At 71.9% G+C, this 12,815-nt stretch carries 9 protein-coding genes; 6 read left to right on the top strand and 3 right to left on the bottom strand.

Annotated elements, in window-relative coordinates; genetic code table 11:
* The first annotated feature begins 87 nt into the window (after nt 1-87).
* The gene (locus tag ACFY93_RS21790; protein ID WP_391361477.1) at nt 88-609 is read left to right on the top strand and encodes a glutathione peroxidase; all 522 of its coding nucleotides are present in this window, start codon (nt 88-90) and stop codon (nt 607-609) included.
* A 122-nt stretch (nt 610-731) separates the two neighbouring features.
* Complete coding sequence (locus tag ACFY93_RS21785) at nt 732-1,634, top strand: MerR family transcriptional regulator (RefSeq protein WP_391361475.1); 903 nt, start codon at nt 732-734, stop codon at nt 1,632-1,634.
* A gap of 101 nt (nt 1,635-1,735) precedes the next feature.
* Here the strand turns inward: ACFY93_RS21785 and ACFY93_RS21780 are convergent, their stop codons facing one another.
* Together ACFY93_RS21780 and ACFY93_RS21775 are read right to left on the bottom strand one after the other, a co-directional pair.
* Nucleotides 1,736-3,781 (bottom strand): MFS transporter, encoded by a 2,046-nt coding sequence (locus tag ACFY93_RS21780; RefSeq protein ID WP_391361472.1) that lies wholly within the window; start codon nt 3,779-3,781, stop codon nt 1,736-1,738.
* A 158-nt stretch (nt 3,782-3,939) separates the two neighbouring features.
* Complete coding sequence (locus ACFY93_RS21775) at nt 3,940-6,843, bottom strand: serine hydrolase (protein WP_391361470.1); 2,904 nt, start codon at nt 6,841-6,843, stop codon at nt 3,940-3,942.
* A 206-nt stretch (nt 6,844-7,049) separates the two neighbouring features.
* Between ACFY93_RS21775 and ACFY93_RS21770 the strand changes: the two genes are divergently transcribed.
* From ACFY93_RS21770 to ACFY93_RS21755, 4 genes are all read left to right on the top strand, one after another.
* Nucleotides 7,050-7,814, top strand: coding sequence for a GPP34 family phosphoprotein (locus tag ACFY93_RS21770; protein WP_391361467.1), 765 nt, complete (start codon nt 7,050-7,052; stop codon nt 7,812-7,814).
* Nucleotides 7,815-8,128: 314 nt separating this feature from the next.
* Nucleotides 8,129-8,986 (top strand): Scr1 family TA system antitoxin-like transcriptional regulator, encoded by an 858-nt coding sequence (locus ACFY93_RS21765; RefSeq protein ID WP_391361464.1) that lies wholly within the window; start codon nt 8,129-8,131, stop codon nt 8,984-8,986.
* A gap of 246 nt (nt 8,987-9,232) precedes the next feature.
* On the top strand, nt 9,233-9,442 hold the full coding sequence (locus tag ACFY93_RS21760) for a DUF397 domain-containing protein (RefSeq protein WP_391361462.1): 210 nt from the start codon (nt 9,233-9,235) through the stop codon (nt 9,440-9,442).
* A 548-nt stretch (nt 9,443-9,990) separates the two neighbouring features.
* Nucleotides 9,991-11,568 (top strand): sodium:solute symporter family protein, encoded by a 1,578-nt coding sequence (locus tag ACFY93_RS21755; RefSeq protein ID WP_391361459.1) that lies wholly within the window; start codon nt 9,991-9,993, stop codon nt 11,566-11,568.
* 77 nt (nt 11,569-11,645) lie between these two features.
* Here the strand turns inward: ACFY93_RS21755 and ACFY93_RS21750 are convergent, their stop codons facing one another.
* Nucleotides 11,646-12,761: an ADP-ribosylglycohydrolase family protein gene (locus ACFY93_RS21750; protein ID WP_391361457.1), complete on the bottom strand. Its 1,116-nt coding sequence runs from the start codon at nt 12,759-12,761 to the stop codon at nt 11,646-11,648.
* Nucleotides 12,762-12,815 lie beyond the last annotated feature (54 nt).

Genomic DNA, 12,815 nt, shown 5'->3' with positions numbered 1-12,815 from the left:
GGACCGGGGCGAACGGGCCTTCTCCGGAAACCACCGGGCACCACCGGGCGCCGCCGGGCGTCCGCCCGCCGGAGTTAGCATCCGGTCATGACGACTACCGGCAACACCGACCCCACCAGCGCCTCCGTCCTCGACATCGAGATCGCCGCCCTCCAGGGCGGTTCCGCGGACCTCACCCGGTACAAGGGCAAGGCCGTCCTCATCGTGAACGTGGCCTCCAAGTGCGGGCTGACCCCGCAGTACGCCGGTCTGGAGCGGCTGCACGAGCGGTACGCGGAGCGCGGCTTCACCGTCCTCGGGGTGCCCTGCAACCAGTTCATGGGCCAGGAGCCCGGCTCGTCCGAGGAGATCGCGGAGTTCTGCTCGGCGACGTACGGCGTGACCTTCCCGATGACCGAGAAGGCCGAGGTGAACGGCGAGGGCCGGCACGAGCTGTACCGGCGCCTGGTGGACACCGCGGACGGCGAGGGGCACAGCGGCGACATCCGCTGGAACTTCGAGAAGTTCCTGATCGGCCCGGACGGCGACGTCGTGGCCCGCTTCTCGCCGCAGACGGAGCCCGAGTCGGCGGAGCTCGTGGCGGCCCTGGAGAAGACGCTTCCCGCCTGACCCGCCCCCGCCCCGATTCCGCCCCGCCCCGCCCCCGCCGGGTCCGGGTTGACCTTCCCCCCGGGGCAAGGACCACCGTCCCTGTCACCGGGCGGAAGGCGCCCGGACACGGAGGACGAACTGTGGATCTGCCCGAGAAGGCGAAGCCGTGCCCCGCACGGCAGCGGGACCTGCTCACCATCGGCGCGTTCGCGGCCCGCGCGCGGCTCTCGGCGAAGGCCCTGCGGCTGTACGACCGGCTGGGGCTGCTGGCGCCCGCGTACGTCGACGAGGCCAGCGGCTACCGCTACTACCGCGTCGGCCAGGTGGAGCGTGCCCGCACGGTCGCGCTGCTGCGCCGGCTCGACATGCCCCTCGCCCGGATCGCCGAGGTCGTCGAGACCGCGGAGCAGGACGGCGAGCGGGCCGCCGGGCACCTCGCCGCCTACTGGGCCGGTGTCGAGGAGCGGATCGCCGGGCAGCGGACGCTCGCCGCGTACCTCCGTGGCCGTCTGTCGGGAAGGAAGACCGAGATGTACGGGAAGTACGTGATCGAGACGGTGGACGTGCCGGAGCAGGTGGTGCTCGCGCAGGCGCGGCACACCCTGGTGGACGAGCTGCCGGCGTGGATCGGGGCGTCGCTCGGGCGCCTGGAGGAGGCGGCGGGAGCCTGCGGCGGGGCGGCCGGGTCCCCGTTCGTCGTCTACCACTCCGAGGTGTCCCAGGAGAGCGACGGGCCCGCCGAGTCGTGCGTGCCCGTCGCCGACGAGGCGGCGGCGCGGGTGTGGGCGGCGGAGCACGGGCGGGTCTGGGAGACGACGGTCCGCGTCGAGCCCGCCCACCGGCTCGCCCGTACCCGCCTCACCAAGGCGCAGGTCGCCTACCCGCAGATCATGACCGCGTTCGAGGCGGTGGAGGCGTGGATCGCGGAACAGGGCCTCGCGTGCGCGGGCCCCTGCCGCGAGGTGTACTTCGCCGACTGGGACGCGGCGGGCCCCGAGGACCCGGTGTGCGACGTGGCGTTCCCCGTGACGGCCACCGCCTGAGATGACCGGGCCGTCCGGAGGGACCGCGTCCCGGCGCGGCCCCTCAGTGCGCGGGCGCCGCGCGTCTCAGCGCCGCCCCTCCGGGCACGGGGCGCCGCCTCTCAGCGCAGTTCCTCCGGGCACGGGGTGCCGCGCGGGAGCTGGTAGGGGGCCGCGAGGCGGTAGACGCCGGGGGCCGGGGCCAGCAGCTCCGTCCACTTGTCGCCCTTCGTGTCCTCCTCCGTCTCCATCAGGCAGCCGCTGACGTTCTCGAACGTCTTCGCGGTGCCCTCCGCGCGGTGCTTGGACTCCTCGGTCTCCTGCGGCGGCTTCACGCTCTCGCCGTCGGCGTCGACGAGGCCGAGCCACGGGGAGTACGGGATACGGATGAGGACCCGGCCCGCCTTCTTGACCTCGATCGTCAGCTCGCCCTGTTCGGCGCGGTCGACGACGGCGGGCGGGTCGGCGAGCGGCACCGGGTCGGTGACCGCGAACAGCTGCCAGTTCGCGTCGCCCCACACCTGCTTCAGATACGGCATCCCCCGCAGGATCAGCTGCCGCTCCCGCTGGCCGCCGTCCCCGTCGGGCTCGCCCTTGGGCAGCACGACGTAGTGGACGGCCCAGCGCTGCAGCCATTCGTGGTAGTTCGCGGAGTTCAGGGTGTCGTCGTAGAAGAGGGGGTTGCGCTCCATGTCGGCCTGGCGCAGCCAGCCACGGGCCAGGTTCACGTAGGGGGCGAGCGCCGAGGCCTCGCGGTGGGAGCGGGCCGGGACCACCTCGACGCGGCCCTTCTCGGCGCCGACGACCTGGAGCTGGTTGACGAGCGGCGCGAGCTCCCGCGCCCAGGACGCCTCGGGTGTCGTGTGCACGATGTCGTCGACCGACTTGTAGCCGATCCAGCCGCAGAGTCCGGCGAAGGTGATGATCACCGCGTACCACTTGCGGGTGCGCGGCACGGTGAACGGCAGCGCGGCGAGCAGCGCGACGCCCGCGAAGAGCATCGGCAGCCGGGTGATGTTGGAGCCGATCTGCGAGTTGATCAGCCAGACCAGGAAGACGGACAGCCCGTACACGGCCGACGTGATCCGTACCGTCTTCCACGTCCTGGGGACCAGCGCGAAGACGAACACGGAGTACAGCAGGGGCAGCGAGGCCGAGCCGAACGACATGGGCTGGGTGCCGGAGAAGGGGAACAGCCAGGCGGACAGGCCGACCACGATCGCCGGGGCGATGCCGAGCGCGTACGCCCCCGGTCGCCGCTTCTGCAGGAACAGCGCGACCGCCACCAGACCCACGAAGAGTCCGGCCACCGGCGAGGCGGCCGTCGCGGCGGCGGCGAGCGGCGCGGCGCACAGGGCCTTGGCCCAGCGCTTGTAACGCCAGCGGTAGGGCCAGCAGAAGACGACGGCGGTCGCCCCGAGCGCGAACACCAGTCCGAGCCCGAACGTCACCCGGCCCGAGGCCGCGTTGCACAGCAGGGCGAAGACGCCGGCGAGGGCGGCCGGCAGGGGGTTCCGTACGGCGCGGCTGCGGATGAGGATCATCGTCAGCAGCGCGGCCGAGACCGTCCCCGCGATCATCATCGTCGTACGGACGCCGAGGACCGACATCAGGTACGGCGACACCACGCTGTACGACACCGGGTGCATCCCGCCGTACCAGGCGAGGTTGTACGCGGAGTCGGGGTGCCGCCCGACGAACTCGGCCCACGCGTCCTGCGCGGCGAGGTCGCCGCCGCTGTTGGCGAACGTGAAGAACCACACCACGTGGAGCACGCCGGCCAGGACGGTCGCGATCGTGACGGGGTGGCGGAGGAAACGGATCAGGGGTGGCGAAGCGGCCGGGGGCGCGGCTTCGCCAGGGGTGTCGTCGGCGTCGGGTTCGGGTGCGGTGCCGGGTTCGACGTCGGGTTCGGCGTCGGGTACCCCGCCCTCGTGCGGCCCGGCGTCGCGGTCGTCGGCGTCGGCGCCCGGGGTCCCGTCACCGTGCGGCTCGGCGCCCCGGTCGTCGGTCTCGGGGGCATCGGGCGCGTCGGGTGTCCCGGGGCTCCTGGCCGTCCGGTCGTCGCCTCCGCCGGTGCCGGGGGTGTCCGCGGGCAGCGGTATTCGCGGGCCGGACCCTGGACCCGGGTCGGCGTCGTCGGCGTGTGTCGGCTCCGCTGTGGCCACTTGAAGGTACTCCCCGTGTCCCGTTCTTCCGTTCTCTGCCGGGACGCGCGGCCGCGACCTGCCCCGGTCTCGGACGCTAGCACGCACCCCGCCGAGGGGCGCCCGGGTGGGCCCTCCCCCGACGGGGTGCGGTGCCGTGCCGTCCGATGCCGTCCCGGTCAGGCGACGCGGGTCAGCTTGGCGCCGAAGCCGGGCTCGGCGAGGTCCGACCGGAGCGCCACGGGCACCGTGACCGCGTGGTCCGACCCGTCGCCCACCGTCAGCTCACCGACGACCGTGCCGGCCTTGGCCGAGTGCGGGACCGTCTTGCCGCCCGTGCCGATCGAGATCTTCGTCTTCAGTCCGGGCCAGCCGACCGCCTTCATGTTCTTGGTGGCGACGACCGGGGTCTTGCCGCCGAGCTGGTCGTCCACGTAGCCGACGACGTCGCCCTTCTTCACCACGGTGGCGGAGGTCAGGCTCTTCTGGACCTTGTCGATCAGCTTCTGGCTGTTGGTGATCGCCAGGTGGAGGCTGTCCCAGACGCGGCCCGTGCCGGCGTCCTGGTGCATGACCGCGCCGTAGATCGTCTGCTGCTTGCCGTCCACGGTCTTGGTCGCCGCCCACACGAGGTTGCCGCCCGCGGGGGTCGACGAACCGGTCTTGAGACCGATCACACCGACCTGCTGCACCAGCAGGTCGTTGTTGTTGTAGATGGGCTTGTCGAGACCGGGGATGTCGGCCTTGGCCATCCCGACGATGCTGCGGAACACCTCGTTCTGCATCACGGCCTTGGCCAGCTTGATCTGGTCGGTGGCCGTGCTGACGGTCGACTTCTTGAGACCGCTCGGGTCGGTGTACTTCGTCTGTGTCATGCCGAGCTTCTTCGCCGCGGCGTTCATCTTCGCCAGGAACGCGTCGGGCGAGGAGTCCCACCGGGCCAGCAGCCGCGCCGCGTTGTTCCCGGACGGGATCATCAGCATCTGCAGCACCTGGCGCTCGGTGAACTTCTGGCCCTTGGTCACGGCCGCCGTCGACTCGTCCTCGTTCTTCGACTCGTCCTCGGCCTGCTGGTCGACGGTGATCTTCTCGCCGCCCTCGTCACCCTTGAGCGGGTGCTCCTGGAGGATGACGTACGCCGTCATGATCTTGGCGACGCTCGCCGTGGGGGTGGGGGTCTGCTTGCCCTCGGTGCCGATGACGCCTACGCCCTCGACCTCGATCGCGGACTGCCCCTGACCGGGCCAGGGCAGGTCGAGCGTGCCGCCCTCGAAGGTGTACGTGCTGTCGGCGCTGAGGCCGAGAGCGGCCGCCGGGAGCGGGCGCACGGCCTGTGCGACCGCAAAGATCACGGCGAGGAGGAGGACCAGCGGGGTCCAGATCTTGACCCGCCGCACCGCCGTGCGCACCGGGGTCTCCGGAGGCGGCGGCGTGTTCGTCAGCTCGGCCAGCAGATCCAGCGGCGGCTTCGGAGGCAGCGGCTGCTGCGTCGTCCGCTCGGGTCCGACCTGCGGAACGGCGGCGGTCCGGTCGGCGGGTCTGACGGGCGGGGCGTCGGTGAGCGGCTTCAGCGCGACGAACTTGCTGGTGCGCTCGGCGGGCGACTCCGGGTCGGCGTCGCCGCCGGGCGCGGGCCGCCCGGACTCGCGCCGGGGCTCGGGGTCGGCCTTCGGCTTCGGCTGCGGCTCGGGATCGGCCTTCGGCTCGGGCTGCGTCCTGGGCTTGGCGGCGCCGCCCAGCTTGAGCATGGTGGTCGGCTGGTCCACGGCCGGCGGCCGGGGCGCCTTGAAGACGGCGGTGGGCTGGTCGACGGGCTCGGCGGCGTCCTCGCCCGCGTCACCGTCACCGTCGCCGTCGCTGTCGCCGTCGCTGTCGCCGTCGCTCTTGCCGGGGCCCGGCTTCTCGGCGGCCGGCTTCTCGGCGGCCGGCTTCTCGGGGGCGGACGCGGAGGCCGCGCTCCCGGCCCCGCCGGACCGCTCGGAGGGCTTCTCCGGGGCGTCGGCGTCCTCGGACCCCGCACGCCCGGCCGAGCCGGACGTGCCGGCGGTCACCTTCCCGGCGTCGGAGACGGAGTCGGCCTCTGCGTCGGCGTCGGCGTCGGGATCTGCGTCGGCGTCGTCCCGCGAGTCCTGACCCGCGCCCCGCTCCTTCGCACCGGAGACCGGACCGTCGGCGGGGACCGAGGCCGGGGCAGCGTCGGAGACCGGGGCATCGTCGGCGTCGGGTCCCGAGGCAGTGTCGGCGTCGGGGGCCGCACCGGTCCCGTCCGCGTCAAGCGCGCCGGAAACCCGCGTCGTCGGGGCGGCGGCCGGCCGCTCGGCCGTGTCCGAACCGTCGGTGCCGCGGGAGGCCGCGTCGGTCTCCCGGGCGCCGTCGCCGTCGGCGTCGGTGTCGTCGTCGGCGTCGTCCACCGCACCCGGCACCGCGTCGGCGTCGGCGTCGGCGTCGTCCGCGTCGGCATCGGCCTCCTCGGCGTCCGCGCTCGGCGCACCGGCCGCGGGCCGGTCGCCGGAGTCGCCCGCGGCGGAGTCCTCGCTTCCGGCCCCGCCGGACGCGGCGCGCTCGCCGTCGTCCGCCGCGCCGTCCACGTCCTCCGCGCCGCTCACGGCGCCGTCCTCCGCGCCCCCGGACGTCTTCCCGTCCGCGGTCCGCGCGTCCGCGCTCGACACCCACGCGGCGACCGCGGCCCGCAGGCGGGCGTCACGCTCCCCGCCGGACGCGTTCGGCTCACCGGAGTCGTCGGCCGCCTCCGGGCCGCCGCCGGACTCCCGGCCCGACTCGGCACCGGACCCACCCGCGGCCGGGGAACCGGACTCACCGGCATCCGCGGAGCCGGACTCACCGGCGTCCTGGGAACCGGACTCGCCCGCGGTCTTCACCGACCGGGTGGAGAACACCGCCGTCGCCTGGTCCACCCGGACCGTCGCCGCGGGTTCCCTGGCCACCGCCAGGCGCGGATCCGTGACCGGTTTCGCCGGCCCGGGAACCACGGCCGGACTCCCCGACGTCGGTTCTGCCGACGACTCGTGCTGCTTCGACCTGTCGGGGGACTCGCCCGCCACCGATGCCTCCTCCTTGTTCACACGTGCTCCGTGCGCCCAACCGAACCATGAACCGCCGCCCGGACACAGGCTGTCCGAACCATGTACCAGTGTCCTGTGTGTGGGCTTACCCGCCCCGCTAGACGAGAACGACATACCTACTGGTTCCACTACAAACAGGTCACGCACCCTCGACAGACCAATGTGAGAGGGGTCACCCTGTCATTCATCCACGCGGGGAGGCATGGATGGGCAGGAGCCGCAGAACAATTCCGGAGGAGCTTCTGCTGCTGGCACTGGACCCGACCACGGGTACCACTGCGCAGCCGCAGTCGCTCGACCTCGGTCTGGCCGGAGCACAGCTAGTGGAGCTGGCGCTGGCCGGACGGATAGCCCCAGACGGGGATCGTATCGCCGTGGTGGTGCCACGGCCGACTGGAGATCCGACACTGGACTGTGCGTTGGAGCTGCTGCGCCGACGCGGAGCCCCTGTACGCGCTGTGAACTGGATTGGCGGGCCCCGACTCGGGCTGCGTCAGACCTATCTCTCGCATCTGGAGAGGTGCGGCATGGTCCATGCCGTGGCCGGCCAGATGTGCGGGGTGCTGCCGACGACTCGCTACCAGGCGACGGACACGGCCATCAGCCGGGAGATCAGGTCCCGGCTGGACAACGCGATCCGCACCGGCGTACCGCCGGACCCGCGGACCGCGGCGCTCGCCGCACTGGCCCACGCGGTCGGACTCGGCAAGCACCTCTACCCGGGGAACGAGGGGCGTTCATCACGCTCCCGGCTCCGGGACCTGATCAGGCACGACCCCATGGGCGGCCTCGTGGCGCACGCGGTCATGGACGTCCAGAACGGCGCGGGAGCACAGCCACGCCGCAATGCGGCACCGGTGGGCCGTCCGGCCACCGCCGGGGTCAGGTCCACACCTGAACCCGCCCGAGGGGCCCCAGGGGTGCCGATGCAGCCGCGCCACGGATCCATGGCGCGCGTCGTGGCCCACTGAGCCGGTATCCGCACACATCACCGCGGCGCGCGGCGCACATGACGCGCCCGCGGGACGAACCAGCCAGCACCGCAGCGCACTTACAGCACACCGCCGCACCGCAGTCACCGACAACCGGTCCGGGAGCCGCTGATCCGCGCGGGGCGGTGGGGCCGTACGTCAGGACGACGGGACGGCGCCACCGCCCCGCGCGGCCGCGCGTTCTTCACCGGCTTCGCATATCCGCGGTTTCCCAGCGGTAGAAAGCACCTTGGTGGCAGTCTGCTCAACAGCAGATACGCAAAGTAGAGCACGCAGCCGGAGGTGCACGTCCCGTGGCGTCCAATGTCAATCCCACCGTCCGGCGCCGTCGGCTCGGCCAGGAGCTGCGCCGGCTCCGCGAACTCAAGGGCATGACAGCCGAAGAGGTCGCCGAAAGGCTGCTCGTCTCCCAGTCGAAGATCAGTCGTCTGGAGAACGGCCGCCGCAGCATCAGTCAGCGCGATGTCCGCGACCTCTGCGGCGTGTACGAGGTCGAGGACCACCGGATCGTCGACTCGCTGATGCAGATGGCCAAGGACTCCCGGCAGCAGGGCTGGTGGCACTCCTTCGGCGACATCCCGTACAGCGTCTACATCGGGCTGGAGACCGACGCCGCCTCACTGCGCGTGTACGACCCGCAGGTCGTCCCCGGCCTCCTGCAGACCCGGCCGTACGCGGAGGCCCTGATCGCCGGCGCGCTGCCCGAGACCGCCGCCGGTGACATCGACAAGCGCGTTCAGGTCAGGCTGCGCAGGCAGGAGCGCATCTCCGCCCCGGAGAACCCGCTGCGCCTCTGGACGGTCCTCGACGAGGCCGCGCTGCGCCGGGTCGTCGGCAACCGCTCCCTGATGCGGGAGCAGTTGGAGCACCTGGTCGAGCAGTCCCAGCTGCCGCACGTCACCGTGCAGGTGATCCCCTTCGAGATGGGCGCGCACCCCGGGCTCAACGGGCAGTACGCGATCCTGGAGTTCCCCGACGCGGCCGATTCCAGCGTCGTCTACATCGAGGGTGTCACCAGCGACCTCTATCTGGAGAAGGCCGCGGACGTGCAGAAGTACAGCGTGATGTACGAGCATCTGCGGGCCCAGGCGCTGAACGTGGAGCAGTCCCTGCAGTTCATCACGAAAATCGCGAAGGAGTACGCCCTCTGAGGCGGCGATGGCCGTGAAGGGGCCGGAAGAGGGAAAAGAGCGCACGATATACCCGGGTCGCACATGGGGGAATACCTCATAGGTAAATGCCACCCGGTCGAGTGAACGCCTCCCTCACCGGGCGATGTTGGCGAGTAGCGTCGATCACGCCATCGAGCAACAGCGGTGGCGCGAACCGAACAGCTGGTTCCAGATGGACCCCGCGGTGCGGTGACAGTAACTCAACGACTGGCTACCGGAGCAAAAATGGCAATTCAGCAAGGCGCCACGGACACCTGGACCAAGTCCTCGTACTCCACGGGCAACGGCGCGTGTGTCGAGGTCAGGTCACCGCTCGCCGCGGATCTGGCCGTACGGGACTCCAAGGTGCCGCAGGGCCCCACGCTGGCGTTCCCCGCCGACTCGTGGAACGCGTTCGTGACCGAGGTCGGCCGGGGAGCCTTCGACCTCGCCTGATGCGTCGCGCCGGCCACAGCGTCAGCCCGGCTCGGACGCACCGCTACCGACAGAGCCCTCTCGACCGGCCCGCCGTCCTGGCCGAGGGGGCACTCTCGTGTCCGCGTCCACTCCCGTGTTCCCCTCTCTGACAACCGCCCGACGGCTCCTCTGACGAGCCGGTCGTCGAGGACGGAGTCCGGCCGCGTCCCCGCGTGGCCGTCGACCCTCCGTCCCGGGCCGTGCGGGACCCGCATCCCGTACGACCCCTCTGTTCACGCGCCCTCTCGTGCGCTCTCCTGTGTGTGCCGGTCTGGCGAAGTGCCCGCTCATCGTGGGTTCCGCGTCACGAGCACGACAACCGGGCAACGGGTCAAGAGAACGCAAAATCGTTCGGCTTACTGATCTGCGTTCATATTTGTGACCGCCGGAGGTCTTGACCGGCCGGTCGGACCAGCGGTTCAATCCCCGAAGTCCCCGCTCCCGCACGGGGGCGCCGCCCATGCACGTACTGGCGAAGTGCCGTCCGGTATCTGCAGGTTCACAAGGCGGACCCCTGGAGGGGGCACATGAACGGTCTCGACTGGGCCGTCCTGGTCGCGTACTTCGGCGTGATGACGGCGATCGGTGTCTGGTCCCACAAACGCGTCGACGACGTCAGCGACTTCTTCACCGCGGGCGGCAAGATGCCCTGGTGGCTGTCCGGCATCTCGCACCACATGTCGGGCTACAGCGCGGTGATGTTCACCGGCTACGCCGGCATCGCGTACACCTACGGCATCACCTCGTACGTCACCTGGGCACTGCCCATCGCCATCGGCGTGGCGATCGGCGCCAAGGCGTTCGCGCCGCGGCTCAACCGGCTGAGGTCGCGGCTGCACGTCGCCTCGCCCCTGGAGTACCTGAAGGACCGCTACAACGTGCCGACCCAGCAGGCGCTCGCCTGGTCGGGCATGCTGCTGAAGATCGTGGACGTCGGCGCCAAGTGGGCCGCCATCGCCACGCTGCTCAGCGTCTTCACCGGGGTCACGCTGACCCAGGGCATCCTCATCACCGGCGGCATCACCGCGGTCTACTGCACGATCGGCGGGCTGTGGGCCGACGCGCTCACCGAACTCGGCCAGTTCGTCATCCAGTTGCTGGCCGGCCTGTCGATGCTGATCATCGCGCTGAACAAGATCTCCGACCAGGGCGGACTGTCCAAGGCGCTGGACTCGCCCAAGCTGGAGGGCCACGGCGACGGGTTCGCGGGGCCGTACCTCACCGTGTTCTTCATCGCGTACCTGTTCATCAAGCTGTTCGAGTACAACGGCGGCATGTGGAACCAGGCGCAGCGCTACATGGCCACCGGCAGCGCCAGGCAGGCGACCCGTTCCGCGATGCTCTCGGCGGCGCTGTGGTTCGTCTGGCCGCTGATCCTCTTCATCCCGATGTGGCTGGCGCCGCTGCTGGTCGACGCCCAGAAGCCGGACGGCTCCGACGCGTACGGCCTGATGACGGAACAGCTGCTGCCGCACGGGCTGCTGGGTCTGGTCGTCGTCGGCTTCTTCTCGCACACGATGGCCATGTGCTCCTCGGACGCGAACGCGATCGCCGCCGTCTTCACCCGTGACGTGGCGCCGGTGCTGTCGAAGGCGGCGCGGGCGTGGGACAACCGGGCCGGGCTGATCGCCGGACGCGTCACGACCGTCGCCTTCCTCGGCCTGTCCATGGCGGTGGCGACGCAGGTCAACTCCCCCACGTTCAAGGACATCATCACCGTCGTCATCAAGTGGGTCGCCGGTCTGATGGGACCGATCGCGATCCCGTTCATCCTGGGGCTGCTGCGGCCGTTCCGTAAGTCGGGGCCGACGGCGGCGCTCGGCAGCTGGGCGTGCGGCCTGCTGGCGTTCTTCCTGGTCAACTACAACCTGGACTTCTCGCAGCGGACGGACGTCAAGCTGGAGTACCAGGTGGCGGTGCCGATGGTGATCTCGCTCGTCCTGTACGTCGTCATCGGTCTGGTGAAGCCGGAGGACACGCCGGAGCGGGACGCGGTGATCGAGATGATCAACACGGACGGGGACGGCGACGGAGCGGGCGCGGCGGCGATTCCCTCACCGGCGGGTGCGGCGGACGGGGCGGTCCGGGCGCCGGTGAAGGACTGAAGGACTGCAGGACTAGCGGACCAGGGGACCAGGGGCTCGCCGAAGCCTCGAACGCGAATGCCGGACGGGGGCCGAGGTCAGCCCCGCGGATAGCGGGCCAGCCAGCCCGGGGACGAGCTCCCCGGGCCGTGCAGGGACGGACCCTGGGTCATCTCCATCGCGAAGTCGTCCGCCAGGACCAGCACCGTGGGACGGCCCTCCAGTTCGGCCAGCCAGGCCGGCGGGAGGGCCGTCTCGCCGTGCAGGGCACCGAGCAGCGCACCGGTCAGGGCGCCCGCCGCGGCCGAGGGGCCACCGTGGTTCACCGCGAGGCACAGTCCCTGGCGGACGTCCTCGCCGACGAGCGCGCAGTACACGGCGACCGCGAGCAGCCCCTCCGCCGTACCCCCACCGGCGAGTTCCTCCACCCGGCCGGGGCTCGGTATCCCCTGCCGGACGGCGCCCAGGGCGTGCTGCAGCGCGTCCGTCACGGGCTCCCTGCCCGGCCGTTCGGCGAGCAGGGCGAGGGCCCGCTGCACGGCCGCGTCGAGGCTCTCGCCCCGGGCCAGCGCGTGCACGATGACCGCGTACGCGCCCGCCGACAGGTACGCCGTGGGGTGCCCGTGGGTCTGCGCGGCGCACTCGACGGCGAGCTGCACGACGAGCTGGGGCTCCCAGCCGACGAGCAGCCCGAAGGGCGCGGAGCGCGCGACGGCCTCGGGGCCGAGTTCGCCGGGGTTCTTCGGGGCGTCGAGCGTGCCCATGGTCTCGTCGCCGAGGCCGAGGAGGCAGGACCGGGCCGGGTCGCGGCGGGCGTACAGCCACTCCTCGCGGGCCAGCCAGCCGTCGTCCTTGCGGCGCTCGTCGGGCCCCCAGTCGCTCTGGGTCGCGGCCCAGCGGCGGTAGGCCCGGTGCAGATCGGTGGGCGGGTGCCAGGCGCCGGTGTCCCGGCGGACCTGGGCGCGGATGAGCCCGTCGACGGTGAACAGGGTGAGCTGCGTGAGGTGGGAGACGGCGCCGCGCCTGCCGTGCCCGAAGGCGAGATCGGTGAGCCCCTGCGGCCCGTGCGCCTCCCGGACCTCCTCCAGACCCAGCCCGTCGACCGGCGCCCCCAGCGCGTCCCCGACGGCGGCCCCCAGCAGGGTCCCGCGCACCCGGCTCCGGAAATCCTGCTGCTCGGCCCGGCCCCACACGGCCCCGCCCGTGGCACCCACGACCCCCACCTCCCGCCCGCCGCTCGCTCACACCGGCCGCACCGGCCGACACCG

The organism is Streptomyces sp. NPDC008313 (assembly GCF_042956125.1).
Taxonomy (GTDB): Bacteria; Actinomycetota; Actinomycetes; order Streptomycetales; family Streptomycetaceae; genus Streptomyces.
The sequence above is the reverse complement of the archived record's forward strand: the minus strand, read 5'-3'. Positions and strand labels throughout refer to the sequence as shown.

Bases quoted from the DNA above. Each gene is read 5' to 3' on its own strand.
- ACFY93_RS21790 (WP_391361477.1), top strand. From the start codon at position 88: ATGACGACTACCGGCAACACCGACCCCACCAGCGCCTCCGTCCTCGAC.
- ACFY93_RS21770 (WP_391361467.1), top strand. From the start codon at position 7,050: ATGGGCAGGAGCCGCAGAACAATTCCGGAGGAGCTTCTGCTGCTGGCA.
- ACFY93_RS21760 (WP_391361462.1), top strand. From the start codon at position 9,233: ATGGCAATTCAGCAAGGCGCCACGGACACCTGGACCAAGTCCTCGTAC.
- ACFY93_RS21755 (WP_391361459.1), top strand. From the start codon at position 9,991: ATGAACGGTCTCGACTGGGCCGTCCTGGTCGCGTACTTCGGCGTGATG.